This window comes from Fictibacillus phosphorivorans, from assembly GCF_001619875.1.
GTDB classification, from domain to species: Bacteria; Bacillota; Bacilli; order Bacillales; family Fictibacillaceae; genus Fictibacillus; species Fictibacillus phosphorivorans_B.
In genome coordinates this window covers 12,188-30,954 of record NZ_LRFC01000003.1, presented here as the reverse complement: position 1 = coordinate 30,954, position 18,767 = coordinate 12,188, and the positions used below count along the sequence as shown (strand labels likewise).

Annotated in this window: 34 protein-coding genes; all 34 read left to right on the top strand. The window is 42.8% G+C overall.

The window, feature by feature from the left end; genetic code table 11:
• Positions 1-16 precede the first annotated feature (16 nt).
• The 34 genes from AWM68_RS05060 (at position 17) to rpsM (ending at position 18,767) form a co-directional block, all read left to right on the top strand.
• A complete protein-coding gene (locus AWM68_RS05060; protein WP_066237983.1) occupies positions 17-265 on the top strand; it encodes a 50S ribosomal protein L7ae-like protein in 249 nt (82 codons plus the stop codon).
• Between the two features lie 116 nt (positions 266-381).
• A complete protein-coding gene (rpsL, locus tag AWM68_RS05055) occupies positions 382-804 on the top strand; it encodes a 30S ribosomal protein S12 (protein WP_066237979.1) in 423 nt (140 codons plus the stop codon).
• A 42-nt stretch (positions 805-846) separates the two neighbouring features.
• On the top strand, positions 847-1,317 hold the full coding sequence (gene rpsG / locus AWM68_RS05050) for a 30S ribosomal protein S7 (RefSeq protein ID WP_066237973.1): 471 nt from the start codon (positions 847-849) through the stop codon (positions 1,315-1,317).
• A 74-nt stretch (positions 1,318-1,391) separates the two neighbouring features.
• Positions 1,392-3,470 carry an elongation factor G gene (fusA, locus tag AWM68_RS05045; RefSeq protein ID WP_066237971.1) on the top strand — a complete coding sequence of 693 codons (2,079 nt, stop codon included), beginning with the start codon at positions 1,392-1,394 and terminating at the stop codon, positions 3,468-3,470.
• Positions 3,471-3,585: 115 nt separating this feature from the next.
• Positions 3,586-4,776 (top strand): elongation factor Tu, encoded by a 1,191-nt coding sequence (gene tuf, locus AWM68_RS05040; RefSeq protein ID WP_066237968.1) that lies wholly within the window; start codon positions 3,586-3,588, stop codon positions 4,774-4,776.
• 295 nt (positions 4,777-5,071) lie between these two features.
• The gene (locus tag AWM68_RS21265; protein WP_156488307.1) at positions 5,072-5,350 is read left to right on the top strand and encodes a hypothetical protein; all 279 of its coding nucleotides are present in this window, start codon (positions 5,072-5,074) and stop codon (positions 5,348-5,350) included.
• A gap of 369 nt (positions 5,351-5,719) precedes the next feature.
• The gene (rpsJ, locus tag AWM68_RS05035; protein ID WP_007203552.1) at positions 5,720-6,028 is read left to right on the top strand and encodes a 30S ribosomal protein S10; all 309 of its coding nucleotides are present in this window, start codon (positions 5,720-5,722) and stop codon (positions 6,026-6,028) included.
• Positions 6,029-6,077: 49 nt separating this feature from the next.
• Positions 6,078-6,716: a 50S ribosomal protein L3 gene (gene rplC, locus AWM68_RS05030; protein ID WP_066237965.1), complete on the top strand. Its 639-nt coding sequence runs from the start codon at positions 6,078-6,080 to the stop codon at positions 6,714-6,716.
• Positions 6,717-6,733: 17 nt separating this feature from the next.
• Positions 6,734-7,357: a 50S ribosomal protein L4 gene (gene rplD, locus AWM68_RS05025; RefSeq protein WP_066237962.1), complete on the top strand. Its 624-nt coding sequence runs from the start codon at positions 6,734-6,736 to the stop codon at positions 7,355-7,357.
• Positions 7,357-7,644, top strand: coding sequence for a 50S ribosomal protein L23 (rplW, locus tag AWM68_RS05020; RefSeq protein WP_066237959.1), 288 nt, complete (start codon positions 7,357-7,359; stop codon positions 7,642-7,644). The genes rplD and rplW overlap by 1 nt, the downstream gene beginning before the upstream one ends.
• A 28-nt stretch (positions 7,645-7,672) precedes the next feature.
• Positions 7,673-8,503 (top strand): 50S ribosomal protein L2, encoded by an 831-nt coding sequence (rplB, locus tag AWM68_RS05015; protein ID WP_066237956.1) that lies wholly within the window; start codon positions 7,673-7,675, stop codon positions 8,501-8,503.
• A 57-nt stretch (positions 8,504-8,560) separates the two neighbouring features.
• On the top strand, positions 8,561-8,839 hold the full coding sequence (gene rpsS / locus AWM68_RS05010) for a 30S ribosomal protein S19 (RefSeq protein ID WP_066237951.1): 279 nt from the start codon (positions 8,561-8,563) through the stop codon (positions 8,837-8,839).
• A 19-nt stretch (positions 8,840-8,858) separates the two neighbouring features.
• Positions 8,859-9,200: a 50S ribosomal protein L22 gene (gene rplV / locus AWM68_RS05005; RefSeq protein ID WP_066237948.1), complete on the top strand. Its 342-nt coding sequence runs from the start codon at positions 8,859-8,861 to the stop codon at positions 9,198-9,200.
• A 3-nt stretch (positions 9,201-9,203) separates the two neighbouring features.
• Positions 9,204-9,863, top strand: coding sequence for a 30S ribosomal protein S3 (rpsC, locus tag AWM68_RS05000; RefSeq protein WP_066237945.1), 660 nt, complete (start codon positions 9,204-9,206; stop codon positions 9,861-9,863).
• Between the two features lie 2 nt (positions 9,864-9,865).
• Positions 9,866-10,300 (top strand): 50S ribosomal protein L16, encoded by a 435-nt coding sequence (gene rplP, locus AWM68_RS04995; protein WP_066237943.1) that lies wholly within the window; start codon positions 9,866-9,868, stop codon positions 10,298-10,300.
• On the top strand, positions 10,290-10,493 hold the full coding sequence (rpmC, locus tag AWM68_RS04990) for a 50S ribosomal protein L29 (protein WP_066237940.1): 204 nt from the start codon (positions 10,290-10,292) through the stop codon (positions 10,491-10,493). Before rplP ends, rpmC begins: the two co-directional genes overlap by 11 nt.
• 22 nt (positions 10,494-10,515) lie before the next feature.
• Positions 10,516-10,779: a 30S ribosomal protein S17 gene (gene rpsQ / locus AWM68_RS04985; RefSeq protein ID WP_066237938.1), complete on the top strand. Its 264-nt coding sequence runs from the start codon at positions 10,516-10,518 to the stop codon at positions 10,777-10,779.
• Positions 10,780-10,824: 45 nt separating this feature from the next.
• Positions 10,825-11,193, top strand: a complete 369-nt coding sequence (gene rplN, locus AWM68_RS04980) for a 50S ribosomal protein L14 (protein WP_066237936.1) — start codon at positions 10,825-10,827, stop codon at positions 11,191-11,193.
• A gap of 57 nt (positions 11,194-11,250) precedes the next feature.
• Entirely contained in the window at positions 11,251-11,562 is a 312-nt protein-coding gene (gene rplX, locus AWM68_RS04975) for a 50S ribosomal protein L24 (protein WP_066238070.1), read from the top strand.
• A 26-nt stretch (positions 11,563-11,588) separates the two neighbouring features.
• Complete coding sequence (gene rplE, locus AWM68_RS04970) at positions 11,589-12,128, top strand: 50S ribosomal protein L5 (RefSeq protein ID WP_066237931.1); 540 nt, start codon at positions 11,589-11,591, stop codon at positions 12,126-12,128.
• Positions 12,129-12,152: 24 nt separating this feature from the next.
• Positions 12,153-12,338 carry a 30S ribosomal protein S14 gene (gene rpsN, locus AWM68_RS04965; protein ID WP_066237928.1) on the top strand — a complete coding sequence of 62 codons (186 nt, stop codon included), beginning with the start codon at positions 12,153-12,155 and terminating at the stop codon, positions 12,336-12,338.
• A 32-nt stretch (positions 12,339-12,370) separates the two neighbouring features.
• Positions 12,371-12,769, top strand: a complete 399-nt coding sequence (gene rpsH, locus AWM68_RS04960; RefSeq protein WP_066237923.1) for a 30S ribosomal protein S8 — start codon at positions 12,371-12,373, stop codon at positions 12,767-12,769.
• Between the two features lie 24 nt (positions 12,770-12,793).
• Positions 12,794-13,333, top strand: a complete 540-nt coding sequence (gene rplF, locus AWM68_RS04955) for a 50S ribosomal protein L6 (protein ID WP_066237919.1) — start codon at positions 12,794-12,796, stop codon at positions 13,331-13,333.
• Between the two features lie 31 nt (positions 13,334-13,364).
• On the top strand, positions 13,365-13,727 hold the full coding sequence (rplR, locus tag AWM68_RS04950) for a 50S ribosomal protein L18 (RefSeq protein WP_066237916.1): 363 nt from the start codon (positions 13,365-13,367) through the stop codon (positions 13,725-13,727).
• A 14-nt stretch (positions 13,728-13,741) separates the two neighbouring features.
• Complete coding sequence (gene rpsE / locus AWM68_RS04945; RefSeq protein WP_066237913.1) at positions 13,742-14,242, top strand: 30S ribosomal protein S5; 501 nt, start codon at positions 13,742-13,744, stop codon at positions 14,240-14,242.
• A gap of 14 nt (positions 14,243-14,256) precedes the next feature.
• On the top strand, positions 14,257-14,445 hold the full coding sequence (gene rpmD, locus AWM68_RS04940) for a 50S ribosomal protein L30 (protein ID WP_066237910.1): 189 nt from the start codon (positions 14,257-14,259) through the stop codon (positions 14,443-14,445).
• A gap of 31 nt (positions 14,446-14,476) precedes the next feature.
• Positions 14,477-14,917 carry a 50S ribosomal protein L15 gene (rplO, locus tag AWM68_RS04935; RefSeq protein WP_066237907.1) on the top strand — a complete coding sequence of 147 codons (441 nt, stop codon included), beginning with the start codon at positions 14,477-14,479 and terminating at the stop codon, positions 14,915-14,917.
• Positions 14,917-16,218 carry a preprotein translocase subunit SecY gene (gene secY / locus AWM68_RS04930; RefSeq protein WP_066237904.1) on the top strand — a complete coding sequence of 434 codons (1,302 nt, stop codon included), beginning with the start codon at positions 14,917-14,919 and terminating at the stop codon, positions 16,216-16,218. Before rplO ends, secY begins: the two co-directional genes overlap by 1 nt.
• Before the next feature lie 67 nt (positions 16,219-16,285).
• Positions 16,286-16,939: an adenylate kinase gene (locus AWM68_RS04925; RefSeq protein ID WP_066237901.1), complete on the top strand. Its 654-nt coding sequence runs from the start codon at positions 16,286-16,288 to the stop codon at positions 16,937-16,939.
• Entirely contained in the window at positions 16,936-17,682 is a 747-nt protein-coding gene (map, locus tag AWM68_RS04920; protein WP_066237897.1) for a type I methionyl aminopeptidase, read from the top strand. Before AWM68_RS04925 ends, map begins: the two co-directional genes overlap by 4 nt.
• Positions 17,683-17,696: 14 nt before the next feature.
• Entirely contained in the window at positions 17,697-18,020 is a 324-nt protein-coding gene (locus AWM68_RS04915; RefSeq protein ID WP_066237893.1) for a KOW domain-containing RNA-binding protein, read from the top strand.
• The gene (gene infA / locus AWM68_RS04910) at positions 18,013-18,231 is read left to right on the top strand and encodes a translation initiation factor IF-1 (protein ID WP_066237890.1); all 219 of its coding nucleotides are present in this window, start codon (positions 18,013-18,015) and stop codon (positions 18,229-18,231) included. The genes AWM68_RS04915 and infA overlap by 8 nt, the downstream gene beginning before the upstream one ends.
• Positions 18,232-18,266: 35 nt before the next feature.
• Complete coding sequence (rpmJ, locus tag AWM68_RS04905; protein WP_007203526.1) at positions 18,267-18,380, top strand: 50S ribosomal protein L36; 114 nt, start codon at positions 18,267-18,269, stop codon at positions 18,378-18,380.
• A 21-nt stretch (positions 18,381-18,401) separates the two neighbouring features.
• Positions 18,402-18,767, top strand: coding sequence for a 30S ribosomal protein S13 (gene rpsM / locus AWM68_RS04900; RefSeq protein WP_066237886.1), 366 nt, complete (start codon positions 18,402-18,404; stop codon positions 18,765-18,767).

The window sequence follows — 18,767 nt, the reverse complement described above, 5'->3', positions numbered from 1 at the left end:
TTTGGAGGATATTTGTATGTCTTATGAAAAAGTGACACAGGCTTCTGAAATTATCGTAGGTACTAAGCAAACAATCAAAGCTTTACAGAACGGCGAGGTCAAAGAGCTGGTCGTTGCGGAAGACGCTGATTTTCGAGTGACGAGCAAAGTATTGCAGATTGCCGAAGAAAAGCACGTACCGATCGTAAAGGTTGATTCCATGAAAAAGCTTGGAAAAGCATGCGGTATAGATGTCGGGGCCGCAACTGTTGCGATAAAAGGATAAAATAAACGTTTTTGCGATGAGTAGTAAGATCGCTCCGCTCGCAAAAACTTTCTTTTGTCCTAAAATGAACCACCTGGGTCGGTGGTATTACAAAACAAGAGAGGAGGAAATACAAAATGCCTACAATTAACCAATTAGTTCGCAAAGGTCGTGTTTCTAAAACAAAGAAATCTGACTCTCCTGCGTTAAACAAAGGTTACAACAGCTTCAAGAAGTCCCAAACTAACGTTTCATCTCCGCAAAAGCGTGGAGTTTGTACACGTGTTGGTACTATGACTCCTAAGAAGCCGAACTCGGCGCTTCGTAAGTATGCCCGTGTTCGTCTAACAAACGGAATCGAAGTTACAGCTTACATTCCTGGTATCGGACACAACCTTCAAGAGCACAGTGTTGTTCTTATCCGTGGAGGACGTGTAAAAGACTTACCGGGGGTACGTTACCACATCGTTCGTGGTGCTCTTGATACGGCTGGTGTTACTAACCGTATGCAAGGTCGTTCTAAGTACGGAACGAAGCGTCCAAAGGAAGCTAAGAAATAATTTTAAAATAAATTAAACAACTATCAGAAAGGAGGGGACCACATGCCACGTAAAGGACCTGTTGCTCGTCGTGATGTGTTACCTGATCCAATTTACAAGTCTAAGCTTGTAACTCGTCTAATCAATAAAATTATGATTGACGGTAAGAGAGGGGTAGCTCAAACAATCTTGTACAATGCGTTTGATCTTATTAAAGAACGTACAAACCAAGATCCTATGGAAGTGTTTGAACAAGCTCTTAAAAATATCATGCCAGTTCTTGAAGTTCGTGCTCGCCGTGTTGGTGGAGCTAACTACCAAGTACCAGTTGAAGTTCGCCCAGAGCGTCGTACAACACTAGGACTTCGTTACCTAACGAACTACTCTCGTCTACGCGGAGAAAAGACAATGGAAGAACGTCTTGCGTATGAGATCATGGATGCTGCTAATAACACTGGTGCTTCTGTTAAGAAGCGCGAAGATATGCACAAAATGGCAGAAGCAAACAAAGCGTTTGCTCACTACCGCTGGTAAAATCATAGAGACAGTTTTCGGACTGTCTCTAAAACACTATAAAAATTCCTTTGCATAAGGAAGGAGAGAAATTCATGGCTAGAGAATTCTCCTTAAAAAATACTCGTAATATCGGGATCATGGCTCACATCGATGCTGGTAAAACAACGACTACAGAACGTGTACTTTACTATACTGGCCGTATCCACAAAATTGGTGAAACTCATGAAGGAGCTTCACAAATGGACTGGATGGAGCAGGAACAAGAGCGTGGAATCACGATTACTTCCGCTGCTACAACTGCTCAATGGAAAGGTCACCGTGTCAACATTATTGACACACCAGGACACGTAGACTTTACAGTTGAAGTAGAACGTTCATTACGTGTATTAGACGGAGCGGTTGCTTTACTTGATGCTCAATCAGGTGTAGAACCACAAACAGAAACAGTATGGCGTCAGGCTACAACTTACGGAGTACCTCGTGTAGTATTCGTAAACAAAATGGACAAGATTGGTGCGGACTTCTTATATTCCGTAAAAACTATCCATGATCGTCTTGGTGCAAATGCTCACCCGATCCAATTACCGATCGGTGCTGAAGACCAATTCGAAGCTATCATCGACCTTATCGAAATGAAAGCTGTATTCTACGGTAACGACCTCGGTACTGATATCGAAGTTCGTGACATTCCGGAAGAGCACATGCCTTTAGCTGAAGAATACCGTGGAAAACTTATCGAAGCGGTTGCTGAGCTAGATGAAGAAATGATGATGAAGTACTTAGAAGGCGAAGAGATTACGAACGAAGAACTTAAAGCAGGTATCCGTCAAGGAACTTGTAACGTTGAGTTCTACCCAGTAATGTGTGGATCTGCATTTAAGAACAAAGGTGTTCAGCTTATGCTTGACGCTGTTCTTGATTACCTTCCATCGCCGGTTGATGTACCAGCTATCAAAGGTGTTCTTCCTGACTCAGAAGAAGAAGTAACTCGTGAATCAAGTGACGAAGCACCATTCTCAGCACTTGCATTTAAAGTTATGACTGACCCTTATGTTGGTAAGTTAACATTCTTCCGTGTATACTCTGGTACTTTAAACTCTGGTTCATACGTACAGAACTCTACAAAAGGAAAGCGCGAGCGTGTTGGACGTATCCTTCAAATGCACGCAAACTCCCGTGAAGAGATCTCTGTTGTATACGCTGGAGATATCGCAGCTGCTGTAGGTCTTAAAGATACTACAACTGGTGATACACTATGTGATGAAAAGAACCTTGTTATCTTAGAATCCATGGTATTCCCAGAGCCAGTTATCTCACTATCTATCGAGCCGAAGTCTAAAGCAGACCAAGACAAGATGGGTATGGCGCTTGCTAAGCTTGCTGAAGAAGATCCGACATTCCGTACTGAAACAAACGAAGAAACTGGACAAACGATCATCGCAGGTATGGGTGAACTTCACCTTGATATCCTAGTTGACCGTATGCGTCGCGAATTCAAGGTAGAAGCAAACGTGGGTGCTCCTCAGGTTGCTTACCGTGAAACAATTCGCCAAGCAGCTAAAGTTGAAGGTAAATTCGTTCGTCAGTCTGGTGGTCGTGGACAATACGGTCACGTTTGGATTGAATTCGAGCCAGGTGATGAAGGATCTGGATTCGTATTTGAAAACAAAATCGTTGGTGGGGCAGTTCCTCGTGAATACATCCCTGCTGTTCAAGCTGGTATTGAAGAGTCAATGAAAAACGGTATGCTTGCTGGTTTCCCATTACTTGACCTTAAAGCTCGTATCGTTGACGGATCTTACCATGATGTTGACTCCAACGAAATGGCGTTTAAGATTGCCGGTTCAATGGCACTTAAGAACGCTAAATCAAAGTGTGACCCTGCAATCTTAGAGCCGATTATGAAAGTTGAAGTAACGGTTCCTGAAGAGTACATGGGAGACATCATGGGTGACGTAACTTCCCGTCGTGGACGTGTTGAAGGTATGGAAGCTCGTGGTAATGCACAAATCGTTAAAGCGATGGTTCCACTTGCAGAGATGTTCGGTTATGCGACTAGCTTGCGTTCTCGTACACAAGGCCGCGGTACTTACTCAATGCACTTCGATCACTACGAAGAAGTACCTAAGTCAATTTCTGAAGAAATCATCAAAAAAGCAACTGGAGCTTAATCTCTTCGGTTGTAAGAAACAACATTTTCATGTAATCTAAAATGGGCAGTATAACCTGTCTGTTTTAAATAAAAAATCTACTATATGTAACCATATTTAAGGAGGAATCTTTCTCATGGGTAAAGAGAAATTTGATCGTTCCAAAACGCATGCTAACATTGGTACTATTGGTCACGTTGACCATGGTAAAACAACTTTAACAGCTGCTATCACTACTGTTCTTGCTAAGAAAAACGGTAAGGGTGTAGCAATGGCTTATGACCAAATCGACGGTGCTCCAGAAGAGCGCGAGCGTGGAATCACGATCTCAACTGCACACGTTGAGTACGAAACTGATTCTCGTCACTATGCACACGTAGACTGCCCAGGACATGCTGACTATGTTAAGAACATGATCACTGGTGCAGCACAAATGGATGGTGGGATCCTAGTAGTATCTGCTGCTGACGGCCCAATGCCACAAACTCGTGAGCACATCCTTCTTTCTCGTCAAGTAGGTGTACCTTACCTTGTTGTATTCATGAACAAGTGTGACATGGTAGACGACGAAGAACTTCTTGAGCTAGTTGAAATGGAAGTTCGTGACCTTCTTTCTGAGTATGACTTCCCAGGAGACGACATTCCTGTAATCAAAGGTTCTGCTCTTAAAGCTCTTGAAGGAGACGCTGAATGGGAAGCTAAAATCTATGAGCTAATGGATGCTGTAGATTCTTATATCCCAACACCTCCTCGTGACACTGAAAAGCCATTCATGATGCCAGTTGAGGATGTATTCTCAATCACTGGTCGTGGTACAGTTGCTACTGGACGTGTTGAGCGTGGAGTAGTAAAAGTTGGTGACGTAGTTGAGATCCTTGGTCTTACTGAAGAGCCAAAATCAACAACTGTAACAGGTGTTGAAATGTTCCGTAAGCTTCTTGACTATGCTGAAGCTGGTGACAACATTGGTGCACTTCTTCGTGGGGTTTCCCGTGACGATGTTGAGCGTGGACAAGTTCTTGCTAAGCCAGGTACTGTTAAAGCTCACACTAAGTTCAAATCAGAAGTTTATGTTCTTTCAAAAGAAGAGGGTGGACGTCACACTCCATTCTTCTCTAACTACCGTCCTCAGTTCTACTTCCGTACAACTGACGTAACTGGTATCATCCAACTTCCTGAAGGCGTAGAAATGGTTATGCCTGGAGATAACGTTGAGATGACTGTAGAACTAATCGCTCCAATCGCTATCGAAGAAGGAACTAAGTTCTCTATTCGTGAAGGTGGACGTACAGTTGGTGCAGGCGTAGTTGCAACAATCACTGAGTAATCTTTTTGATTACTTCTATATAAAGAGCACTCTCCATTCGGAGGGTGCTCTTTTATATGATTGAAGCATTTTTAATAAGTGTGCTGAATTTACGGGTGGGAATTTCACTTTTATCGGTGGAAGAGCGAGTTATATCGGTGGAAATTGCTTATGTATCGAAGAAAAGATGTACATATCAGTGGAAACAGCCTCTCTACCCATGATCGCGATACAATGAAAGCTAAATATGATACTGATCTCAGCAAATAAAACCATCGAGTGACATGAATAATTAGTTAATCCACGAGATTAGGTATTGAATCCAAAAGTTTTACTGCCCAATCCACGAGTTATGGTCTTCAATCCAAAAGTTTTACTGTCTAATCCACAAGTTTTAGGATTCAATCCAAAAGTTTTACTACCCAATCCACGAGTTATGGTCTTCAATCCAAAAGTTTTACTGTCTAATCCACAAGTTTTAGGATTCAATCCAAAAGTTTTACTGCCCAATCCACAAGTTTTAGGATTCAATCCACGAAAGTCCGTTGCCAACCCACGAATTAATAAATATATGTTACTACTCACCCACAATTAGCTTGAAACTGGAAAGTCACAACCTACAACCGACAGTAAAATACCCAAGTAGCATTATCACCCTCAACTATTTATATAGAAGAAACACATCAAAGTACATGAAAACAAATGTGCAAAAGAAGAAAAAGGAAGTTGAATTCAAGCAATAAACTCTCTATAATAGAAAAAGTGCGATTAGCAATAAATAATTGCAAATAAAACTTGCATTAGGCGTTGCTATTCTCTATAATAAGTAATGTTGGTCATTCACTGCGATGATCCGGAAGGTTGCTGACACACTAGGCCCCTTTGCCATGGCTGGTGACATCAGGTTGAATTTCCGCGGAGCAATGTCTGTTTATCAAAATAGGCGAATAAAGGAGGGAAAAAAATGGCAAAGCAAAAGATTCGTATCCGTTTAAAGGCGTATGATCACAGAATTCTTGATCAATCAGCTGAAAAAATCGTAGAAACTGCTAAGCGTTCAGGAGCAAAGGTATCTGGTCCTATCCCACTACCTACTGAGAAGGCAGTCTACACGATCCTTCGTGCGGTTCATAAGTACAAGGACTCTCGTGAGCAGTTCGAAATGCGTACTCATAAGCGCTTGATCGATATTATCGAGCCAACACCACAAACAGTTGATTCGTTAATGCGTTTGGATCTACCGTCTGGTGTAGACATCGAAATTAAACTATAATTTCACGTTTGCTAATAAATATTTTACTTATTAATAGGAGGTGTGACGAATGACCAAAGGAATCTTAGGTAGAAAAATTGGTATGACTCAAGTTTTCGCAGAAAACGGAGATTTAATTCCAGTTACTGTAGTAGAAGTAACTCCTAACGTTGTTCTTCAAAAGAAATCCGTTGAGAATGATGGCTACGAAGCTATCCAACTTGGATTTGATGATAAAAAAGACTCTCGTACTAACAAGCCGCAAGCAGGACATGCTGCAAAAGCTAGCACGAGCCCTAAGCGCTACGTTAAAGAATTCCGTAATGTTGATGTTGCGGGATACGAAGTTGGTCAGGAAGTCAAAGCTGACATTTTTGCAGAAGGTGACGCTGTAGACGTTACTGGTACATCTAAAGGAAAAGGATTCCAAGGTGTTATCAAGCGTCACGGGCAATCACGCGGGCCAATGAGCCACGGTTCCCGTTACCACCGTCGTCCTGGTTCAATGGGTGCTGTTGACCCTAACCGTGTTTTCAAAGGAAAAGCACTACCTGGACGTACTGGCGGAGATACAGTAACTGTACAAAACCTAGAAGTTGTTAGGGTTGATGCAGAACGTAATCTTCTACTAATCAAAGGTAACGTACCTGGAGCGAAAAAGAGCTACGTTACAATTAACTCTGCTGTTAAAGCAAAGGATGCTAAATAAGGAAGGAGGACAATCTGATGCCAAAAGTAGCATTATTTAAACAAGATGGTACTCAAGCTGGCGATATCGAATTAAACGATTCCGTTTTCGGTATTGAACCAAATAAAAGCGTGCTTTTCGACGCTGTTATTATGCAGCAAGCATCACAGCGCCAAGGAACTCATGATGTTAAGAACCGTTCCGAAGTTGCTGGTGGTGGACGCAAGCCTTGGAAACAGAAAGGTACTGGACGTGCTCGTCAAGGATCTATCCGTTCTCCACAATGGGTTGGCGGTGGAGTGGTTTTCGGACCAACACCAAGAAGCTATTCTTACAAATTACCTAAGAAGGTTCGTCGCTTAGCTATTAAATCAGCGCTATCTTCTAAGGTTCTAGATAACGACTTGATCGTTTTAGAAGCACTTGCATTCGAAGCTCCTAAAACAAAGGAAATGAAGCAAGTTCTTTCAAATCTATCCGCAGATCGTAAAGCATTAGTTGTAACTGCTGATTACAATGACGCTGTTGCATTGTCTGCACGTAACATCCCTGGCGTAACAGTTGTTACGGCTAACGGCGTTAGTGTTCTTGACGTGTTAAACCACGACAAGCTTCTTATGACTAAAGACGCTGTGGAAAAAGTAGGGGAGGTGCTCGCATAATGGAAGCTCGTGATGTGATTAAGCGCCCCGTTATTACAGAGCGTTCTACTGAAATAATGGCTGACAAAAAATACACGTTCGAAGTTAACCCTCGTGCTACTAAGACTCAAATCAAAGGTGCACTTGAAGAAATCTTTGGCGTGAAAGTACAAACTGTTAACACTGCTAACTACAAAGGTAAGTTTAAGCGTGTAGGCCGTCATACTGGTTACACTTCTAAACGTAAAAAAGCTGTAGTTACACTAACTCCAGAAAGCAAAGAACTCGACTTTTTTGAAGGAGTTTAAAAAGAACTCGTAAAGGAGGGAAATTACAATGGGTATCAAAAAGTTTAAACCGACAACTAACGGTCGTCGTAACATGTCTCAGCTTGACTTTGCTGAAATTACAACTGACCAACCAGAAAAATCCTTGCTTGCTCCTCTTAGCAAAAAAGCTGGACGTAACAACCAAGGTAAACTAACTGTTCGTCACCAAGGTGGTGGACACAAGCGTAAGTATCGTATCATCGATTTCAAACGTAACAAAGATGGAATACCAGGTCGCGTTGCTACAATCGAGTACGATCCGAACCGTACTGCTAACATCGCGCTTATCCACTATGCAGATGGTGAGAAGCGTTACATCCTAGCTCCAAAAGGAATCACTGTAGGTCAACAGATCATGTCTGGACCTGAAGCTGATATTAAAGTGGGTAACTCACTTCCATTAGCTAACATTCCTGTAGGTTCTACAATTCACAACATCGAACTTAAGCCTGGTAAAGGTGGACAATTGGCTCGTTCAGCTGGTGCTGAAGCTCAACTTCTTGGTAAAGAAGAAAAGTATGCGCTAGTTCGTCTAGGTTCTGGTGAAGTTCGTATGATCCTTCTTACTTGCCGTGCAACAATCGGTCAAGTTGGAAACTTAGAGCACGAACTTGTGAACGTTGGTAAAGCAGGTCGTTCTCGTTGGAAGGGTATCCGCCCAACAGTTCGTGGTTCTGTAATGAACCCTAACGATCACCCACACGGTGGTGGTGAAGGACGCGCTCCAATCGGACGTAAATCACCAATGTCTCCATGGGGTAAACCAACTCTTGGATATAAAACTCGTAAGAAAAATAGCCAAACTGACAAGTACATTGTACGTCGTCGCAAAAAATAATGTGATTGTCCTACGGTTCAATCGAGCCGTAGCGCAAACACAAAGGGAGGTTCTCAAATGGGTCGCAGTTTGAAAAAAGGGCCTTTTGTAGATGACCACTTGATGAAAAAGGTCGAGGCACTTAATGAATCTAACGACAAGAAAGTAGTTAAAACTTGGTCTCGTCGTTCTACGATTTTCCCTGACTTCATCGGTCACACAATCGCTGTTTATGATGGTCGTAAGCATGTGCCGGTATATTGTACAGAAGATATGGTCGGTCACAAGTTGGGTGAATTCGCTCCAACGCGTACTTACAAAGGTCACGCAGCCGATGATAAGAAAACAAGACGTTAATTGAGGGGAGGTACACAAAATGGAAGCAAAAGCAATTGCTAAACAAGTGCGTATTGCTCCTCGTAAAGCTCGCATCGTAATCGACTTGATTCGAGGTAAGCAAGTAGGTGAGGCACTTGCGATTCTACGTTTGACGCCTAAAGCAGCTTCTCCTGTAATTGAAAAGGTGCTTAAGTCTGCTATCGCAAACGCAGAACACAACTATGAAATGGAACCGAACAACTTAGTGATTAAGCAAGCGTTCGTTGATGAAGGTATTACTCTTAAGCGTTTCCGTCCTCGTGCGATGGGTCGCGCAAGCCGTATCAACAAACGTACTAGCCACATCACAATCGTTGTTTCTGAAAAGAAGGAGGGTTAAGACGTGGGTCAAAAAGTAAATCCAATAGGTCTACGTATTGGCGTCATCCGTGACTGGGATTCAAAGTGGTACGCTGAAAAGGATTACGCTAATCTTTTACATGAAGACCTTAAGATCCGTTCATATATTGAAAAGCGTTTAAAAGACGCGGCTGTATCCGGTGTTGAAATCGAACGTGCAGCTAATCGTGTGAATATCACAATCAAAACTGCTAAACCAGGAATGGTAATCGGTAAAGGTGGATCTGAAGTTGAAGCACTTCGTAAAGCCCTTAACGACATCACTGGCAAGCGAGTTCATGTAAACATCTTTGAAATCAAGCAAGCTGACGTTGATGCGAAGCTAGTTGCTGAAAACATCGCTCGTCAACTTGAAAACCGTGTATCTTTCCGTCGTGCTATGAAGCAGGCGATCCAACGTGCAATGCGTATGGGTGCGAAAGGTATCAAAACACAAGTGTCAGGCCGTCTTGGCGGAGCTGATATCGCTCGTGCTGAACATTATAGTGAAGGTACAGTTCCTCTTCACACACTTCGTGCAGACATCGATTACGGTACTGCTGAAGCAGACACAACTTACGGTAAGCTTGGAGTTAAAATCTGGATTTATCGTGGTGAGGTCCTTCCAACAAGAGGAACGAAAAAAGAGGAAGGAGGCAAATAATTATGTTATTGCCAAAACGTGTTAAATATCGTCGTGAACACCGCGGTAAAATGCGTGGGAACGCAAAAGGCGGTACTGAAGTTCATTTCGGAGAATTCGGTTTGCAAGCTCTTGAAGCTAGCTGGATTACTAACCGTCAGATCGAAGCAGCTCGTATTGCGATGACTCGTTATATGAAGCGTGGCGGTAAAGTATGGATTAAGATTTTCCCGTCAAAGCCTTACACTGCAAAGCCTCTAGAAGTCCGAATGGGATCTGGTAAAGGTGCTCCTGAAGGATGGGTAGCAGTAGTTAAGCCAGGAAAAGTTATGTTTGAAATCGCAGGTGTCTCTGAAGAAGTGGCACGCGAAGCGTTGCGTCTTGCAGCACACAAACTTCCTGTAAAATGTAAGTTTGTTAAACGCGAAGAAGTGGGTGGTGACACAAATGAAGGCTAATGATATTCGTAACCTGACCACTGCAGAAGTTGAACAAAAAGCAAAAGCACTTAAAGAAGAGCTTTTTAACCTTCGTTTCCAACTAGCGACAGGTCAACTTGAAAACCCGGCCCGCATTCGTGAAGTTCGTAAAGCAATTGCCCGTGCAAAAACGGTTTTACGCGAAAGAGAGCTTGGGATTACTAACGGTTAAATCTTGAGAGGAGGTTCGCACAATGAGTGAACGTAACCAGCGCAAGGTGTATACTGGTCGTGTTGTTTCCGACAAGATGGACAAAACGATTACAGTGCTTGTTGAAACATACAAGAATCACACTTTATATAACAAACGCGTTAAATACTCTAAAAAGTTAAAAGCGCATGATGAAAACAACACTGCTAAGATTGGCGATATCGTAAAGGTTATGGAAACGCGTCCGCTTTCTAAAGACAAGCGATTCCGTTTGGTTGAAGTAGTAGAAGAAGCAGTAATTATTTAATAAATTGTTCGGATTATACTCATATCCGAAAGGAGGTCCATTCGCATGATTCAACAAGAATCCCGTTTAAGAGTAGCTGATAACTCCGGTGCGAAAGAGTTACTTTGCATTAAAGTTCTTGGTGGTTCTGGTCGTAAGTACGCTAACGTTGGTGACATCATCGTTTGTTCGGTTAAGTCCGCAACACCAGGTGGCGTTGTTAAGAAAGGTGACGTTGTTAAAGCGGTAGTGGTACGCTCTAAGCGTGGTATGCGCCGTAACGACGGATCTTACATCCGCTTTGATGAGAACGCGGCTGTAATCGTTAAGGATGATAAAGGTCCTCGAGGAACTCGTATCTTCGGACCAGTAGCACGTGAACTTCGTGACAAGCAATTTATGAAAATCGTATCTCTTGCTCCAGAAGTTCTTTAATATATTTACTAGCAAGGCGCTTATTGTCTTGTAAGGAGGTGCAACATCACAATGCCATTGCATGTGAAAAAAGGCGATAAAGTACAAGTTATTTCCGGCAAGGATAAAGGCAAACAAGGTGTGATCCTTGAAGCTTTTCCGAAGCTGAACAAAGTGCTTGTTGAAGGCGTGAACGTTGTTAAGAAACACGCTAAACCTTCTCAAGCTAACCCACAAGGTGGAATCCTTAGCCAAGAAGCACCAATTCATGCTTCTAACGTAATGCCTCTTGACCCTAAAACTGGTGCTCCTACTCGTGTAGGCTACAATGTAGTTGATGGGAAAAAAGTTCGTGTGGCCAAAAAATCTGGTGAAACCCTAGATAAATAAGTCTCAGAGTGAAAGGAGGACACATAATGAACCGTCTACAAGAGCGATATAAATCAGAGATCTTACCATCTCTAATGGAAAAGTTTAATTACACTTCAGTAATGCAAGCACCAAAGATTGAAAAAATCGTTATCAACATGGGTGTTGGTGAAGCAGTATCCAACTCTAAAGTGTTAGATACAGCAGTAGAGGAACTTACAGCAATCGCTGGTCAAAAGCCTGTGATCACACGCGCTAAGAAATCTATCGCTGGATTCAAACTTCGTGAAGGTATGCCGATCGGATCAAAAGTTACACTTCGCGGAGAGCGCATGTATGACTTCCTTGATAAGTTAATCAGCGTTTCCCTTCCACGTGTACGTGACTTCCGCGGGGTTTCCAAGAAGTCTTTCGACGGCCGCGGTAACTACACGCTAGGTGTTAAAGAACAATTGATCTTCCCGGAGATCGACTATGATAAAGTAAACAAAGTTCGCGGAATGGACATCGTTATCGTAACGACTGCGAACACTGACGAAGAAGCACGTGAGCTTCTTACACAAGTCGGAATGCCATTCCAAAAATAACCTTTAGCCAAAGGAGGTTTACCCGTGGCAAAGAAATCCATGATTGCTAAGCAACAACGCAAGCAAAAGTTCCAAGTGCAAGAATATACGCGCTGTGAACGTTGCGGGCGTCCTCATTCAGTAATCCGCAAGTTCAAATTGTGCCGTATTTGTTTCAGAGAACTTGCTTACAAAGGTCAAATTCCTGGCGTTAAAAAAGCCAGCTGGTAATACCCTGAAAAAAGGGAAGGAGGTAACTAGTAATGGTTATGACAGATCCAATTGCAGATATGCTTACTCGCATCCGCAACGCAAACACTGTTCGTCACGATAAATTGGAGCTTCCTGCTTCTAATATGAAAAAAGAAATAGCTGAAATCCTTAAGCGTGAAGGTTTTGTTCGCGATGTGGAGTATGTAGAGGATAGCAAACAAGGAATGATTCGCATCTTCCTTAAGTACGGTTCTAACAACGAGCGTGTAATCTCAGGTCTTAAGCGTATTTCTAAGCCTGGTTTACGTGTTTACGCAAAATCAACTGAACTTCCACGTGTTCTTGGAGGACTTGGTATTGCGATCGTATCTACATCTAAAGGCATTATGACTGATAAAGAAGCTCGCCAATCACAAATGGGTGGCGAAGTTCTAGCGTACGTTTGGTAATAAATAGCGAATGGAGGTGTCAACATGTCTCGCGTAGGTAACAAACCGATTGAAGTTCCAGGTGGCGTTACGATCGATGTTGCTAATGACAACACGGTTTCTGTAAAAGGCCCTAAAGGTGAACTTTCTCGCAAATTCAATGCTGACATTAAAATTAATGTTCAAGATAACGAAATTACTGTGGAACGCCCGAGCGACCACAAAGAGCACCGTGCACTGCATGGTACAACTCGCAGCGTATTAAACAACATGGTAATCGGTGTAACAAACGGTTATGAAAGAGCTCTTGAAATTATCGGGGTTGGATATCGTGCTTCCAAAGCTGGTAACAAGCTTGTACTTAACGTAGGTTACTCTCACCCTGTTGAAATCGTTCCTGAGCAAGGAATCGACATCGAAGTACCTTCTAACACGAAGGTTATTGTTAAGGGTATTGACAAGCAACGTGTAGGTGAAGTTGCTGCAAACATCCGTTCAGTTCGTTCACCTGAGCCTTACAAAGGTAAAGGTATTCGTTACGAAGGTGAATTCGTTCGCCGTAAAGAAGGTAAGACTGGTAAATAAAGCCGTTAGGTAGCGGAAAGGAGTGCAAAGGATGATCACGAAAGCAGATAAGAATGTCGCTCGTAAGAAAAGACATGCTCGTGTTCGCCGCGTTGTAAGCGGAACAGCACAACGTCCTCGTTTGAACGTATTCCGTTCTACAAAGCACATCTATGCTCAATTGATCGATGATCAAGCAGGTGTAACAATTGTATCTGCATCTTCCCTTGATAAAGGTGTAAGTGTAGAAAACGGTGGAAACGTAGATGCTGCTAAAGCGATTGGTCAAGAAATCGCTAAGCGCGCAGTTGAAAAAGGAATCAAATCGGTAGTATTTGACCGAGGCGGATATTTATATCACGGACGTATTAAAGCATTAGCAGACGCAGCTCGTGAAGCTGGGTTAGAATTTTAATCGAAGGAGGGAACCTGATGCGTATCGACCCTAACAAACTTGAACTTGAAGAACGCGTCGTTACCGTTAACCGTGTAGCTAAAGTAGTAAAAGGTGGACGTCGTTTCCGCTTTGCTGCAGTAGTTGTAGTAGGTGACAAAAACGGTCACGTTGGATTCGGTACTGGTAAAGCCCAAGAGGTACCAGAAGCGATCCGTAAGGCGATTGAAGATGCTAAGAAAAACTTAGTAACTGTACCGATCGTAAAAACAACAATTCCTCACCAAGTAATTGGACGTTTTGGAGCAGGTAACGTACTTCTTAAGCCTGCATCTGAAGGTACTGGGGTAATTGCTGGTGGACCTGTACGTGCGGTATTGGAGCTTGCTGGTGTAGGTGACATCCTTTCTAAGTCACTTGGATCTAACAACCCAATCAACATGGTTCGTGCAACAATTGAAGGATTGAAAAATTTAAAGCGTGCTGAAGATGTTGCGAAACTTCGCGGTAAGTCAGTACAAGAGCTTTTAGGTTAAGGAGGGAACTTTAGATGGCTAAGAAATTAGAAATCACCCTCACTCGCAGTGTAATCGGCCGTCCGGAAAACCAACGTATCGTTGTTAAGACACTTGGTTTACGCAAAATGCACCAGACAGTTGTGCACGAAGATAACGCGGCTATCCGCGGTATGGTTAACAAGGTGTCTCACCTTTTAACAGTGAAAGAATTAGAAGCTTAAAAAGATAAATAAATCATGAGGAGGTGCTCAGATGAAACTTCATGAGTTGAAGCCATCAGAAGGATCCCGTAAAGTTCGCAACCGTGTAGGTCGCGGTATCGGATCAGGTAATGGTAAAACAAGTGGTCGTGGTCACAAAGGTCAAAACTCTCGTTCAGGCGGTGGTGTTAGACCTGGATTCGAAGGTGGACAAAATCCACTAGCACGTCGTTTACCGAAACGCGGATTCACAAACCCTACTCGTAAAGAGTATGCAGTAGTAAATCTTGAGAAACTTGTACGTTTTGAAGAGGGCACAGAGGTTACTCCTGAACTTCTTATTGAAACTGGAGTAGTTAGCAGTCTTAAAAACGGTATCAAAGTTCTAGGTAATGGCAAGTTAGAAGTTAAGCTTACAGTTAAGGCGCACAAATTCTCTGTTTCTGCTAAAGAAGCAATTGAAGCAGCGGGCGGAACTACTGAGGTGATCTAATGTTCCAGACAATCTCCAACATTATGCGTGTGGGTGATCTGAGAAACAAGATATTGTTTACACTTGCTATGCTGGTGGTGTTCCGTCTTGGAACATTCATCCCAGTACCTGGTGTAAATCGCGACGTACTGAAATTCAGTACTGGCGACAGTGCTAACATATTTGGTTTTTTAAATACGTTTGGCGGTGGAGCGTTACAAAACTTCTCCATTTTCGCTATGGGTATCATGCCGTATATTACAGCATCGATCATCGTGCAACTTTTGCAGATGGACGTTGTTCCTAAATTTACGGAGTGGAGTAAGCAAGGTGAAGTTGGGCGTAAGAAATTAGCTCAGTTCACTCGCTATGGAACTATTGTTCTTGGTTTTATCCAGGCTATCGGTATGTCTATCGGTTTTAACAATCTTTTCCCAGGACTTATTCAAAACCCTAGCATGACTACGTATCTATTTATAGCGTTAGTTTTAACTGCAGGTACTGCATTCTTAATGTGGTTAGGTGAGCAGATTACCCTTAAGGGGATTGGAAACGGAATTTCAGTTCTGATTTTTGCGGGGATTGCCGCAGCTATTCCTACAGCAGTTAACCAGCTTTTCACAACGCAATTTGAAGGCGGTAGCGATCAGTTATTCATGCATATCGTAACGGTTGTACTGCTTGCTCTTGCGATTGTACTCATTATTATGGGTGTTATCTTTATTCAACAAGGTGTTCGGAAAATCCCGATTCAGTATGCAAAACGAGTCGTTGGAACAAAGCCTGTTGGCGGCCAGTCTACTCATCTTCCGATCAAAGTTAATGCAGCAGGTGTTATCCCGGTTATCTTCGCGATTTCCTTGATCATCACGCCAAGAACTGTTGCTGGCTTCTTCGGACAGAATGATGTTACGACTTGGATTATCAACACGTTTGACTACACGAAGCCAGTCGGAATGATTATATATGCGCTCCTTATTATCGGGTTCTCGTATTTCTATACGTTTATCCAGGTAAATCCGGAGCAAATGGCGGAAAACTTAAAGAAGCAGGGTGGATACATTCCTGGCATTCGTCCAGGAGCTAACACTCAAACTTATATAACAAGAATTCTGTATCGATTAACATTTGTTGGATCTCTTTTCCTGGCTGCAATTGCAGTCCTGCCAGTTGTCTTTACAGCAATTCCAGGTTTGAACCTTCCGCCAGCCATTCAAATTGGTGGAACAAGCTTGCTGATTGTTGTAGGTGTGGCATTAGACACCATGAAGCAGATTGAGAGCCAGCTGATCAAGCGGCACTACAAAGGCTTCATTAAATAAGGGCGAGGGAAGAGCGATCTTCCCAGCAGCTCTTAAATAAGACGATTGTGATTTATGGAGGGATTAGATGTATCTAGTCTTAATGGGATTGCCCGGAGCAGGTAAGGGTACTCAAGCAGAAAGAATTGTTGAGAAATACGGAATACCTCATATCTCTACTGGAGATATGTTCCGAGCAGCAATTAAAGAGGAGACTCCTCTTGGACTTGAGGCAAAATCGTACATGGATGCGGGTAACCTCGTTCCTGACGAAGTTACAATCGGTATCGTACGTGACCGACTTTCTAAAAAGGACTGCGAAAAAGGATTTTTACTAGATGGATTCCCTCGGACAGTTGCCCAAGCGGAAGCCCTGGAAGAAATCACAAAAGAGCTAGGAAGAACGATTGATTATGTGTTAAACATTTCAGTAGATTCCGATCAGCTTATGCAGCGATTAACAGGTCGTCGGATTTGCCAAACATGCGGAAGCACGTATCATGTAATATTCAACCCGCCAAAGGTTGAAGGAGTATGTGATAAAGACGGCGGTACGCTTATCCAACGTCAAGATGATAATGAAGAGACCGTTCGAAACCGTTTAGATGTAAACATGAAGCAGGCTAAACCACTGCTTGATTTTTATGGTGAAAAAGGTTACCTGAAAAACGTTAATGGTGATCAGGATATCGACAAAGTCTTTCAAGACATTGACCAACTTATTGGGGGATTGGCGAAATGATAATCTGCAAAACACCGCGAGAGATTGAAATCATGCGGGAGGCAGGTCGCATTGTTGCCTTAACTCATCAAGAGTTAAAAAAACACATTAAGCCTGGCATAACTACTAAGGAACTGGACAAAATTGCTGATACGTTTATCCGCAGCCAAGGTGCAATTCCTTCATTTAAAAACTATAATGGTTTTAGTGGAAGTATCTGTGCTTCTGTAAATGAAGAACTTGTGCACGGAATTCCAGGTAAACGCGTACTCAACCATGGCGACATTATCTCTATAGATATTGGGGCGAAGTACAACGGATACCACGGTGACTCCGCTTGGACGTATGGAGTTGGCGAGATTTCGGAAGAAGCTCAAAAACTTCTGGATGTAACCGAAGAGTCTTTGTATAAAGGACTCGAAAAAGCAAAAGCCGGTGCCCGGTTAACTGACATTTCTCATGAGATACAAAAGTATGCTGAGGATGAAGGGTTTTCTGTTGTTCGCGAATACGTCGGACACGGAATTGGCCAGGACTTACATGAGGACCCGCAAATTCCTCATTATGGACCGCCTGGTAAAGGACCGGTACTGAAAAAGGGCATGGTTTTAGCAATAGAACCTATGATTAATGCGGGAACTCGCTATGTTCGAACATTATCCGATAACTGGACGGTTGTCACAACGGATGGCAAATGGTGTGCTCATTTTGAACACACAGTTGTCATTACGGAAGAAGGCTTTGAAATCTTAACAAAGATCTAAGTGAAGGTGATGAAATGGTAAGCGAATCTGATTCGGTACCGAACATAGGACAACTGGTTCGGATACTAAAAGGAAGAGACGCAGATCGGTTAGGTGTTATTGTCGGTATTCTCGATGGGCGTTTCGTCCTCGTCGCAGATGGTGACAAGCGTAAGTTTGATCGAGCCAAGCGCAAGAACCTTAGCCACTTAGAACTGCTAGATTTTACTTCTCCGGAAGTTGTTAAAAGCATTCTTGAAACAGGTCGTGTAACCAATGGCAAATTGCGTTATGCAGTAGCGAAGTTTTCCGACGAGAAAGTCATTGCTCTGAAGAAGGGAGATCAAGTCGATGGCTAAAGATGATGTTATTGAGGTAGAAGGTACAGTTATTGAGCCTCTTCCGAACGCCATGTTTCGTGTTGAACTAGAAAACGGACACAAAGTTCTAGCGCACGTTTCTGGAAAGATTCGTATGCACTACATTCGAATTCTTCCAGGGGATAAAGTAACCGTAGAATTGTCTCCGTATGACTTATCACGTGGTCGTATAACGTATCGTTTTAAATAATCAATGTACTCCGTGACATAAGGAGGTTATAAACAATGAAGGTAAGACCATCAGTCAAGCCAATATGTGAAAAATGTAAAGTGATTCGCCGCAGAGGCACTGTAATGGTGATCTGTGAAAATCCGAAACATAAACAAAAACAAGGTTAATATACAGGAGGTGCAAAAATTATGGCACGTGTTGCAGGTGTAGATATTCCTCGTGATAAGCGAGTAGTAATCTCTTTAACATACATCTTCGGTATCGGTAAAACAAAAGCACAGCAAATTCTTGCTGCAGCTGGAGTTTCTGAAGATACACGCGTTCGTGATCTTACTGAAGATGAATTAAATAAAATCCGCGAAGTCATCGATGGACATAAAGTGGAAGGTGACCTTCGTCGTGAAGTATCACTAAACATCAAGCGTCTAATCGAGATCGGAGCATATCGTGGTGTTCGTCATCGTCGTGGATTACCAGTACGTGGTCAAAACACGAAGAACAACTCCCGTACTCGTAAAGGACCTCGTCGTACAGTAGCGAATAAGAAAAAGTAA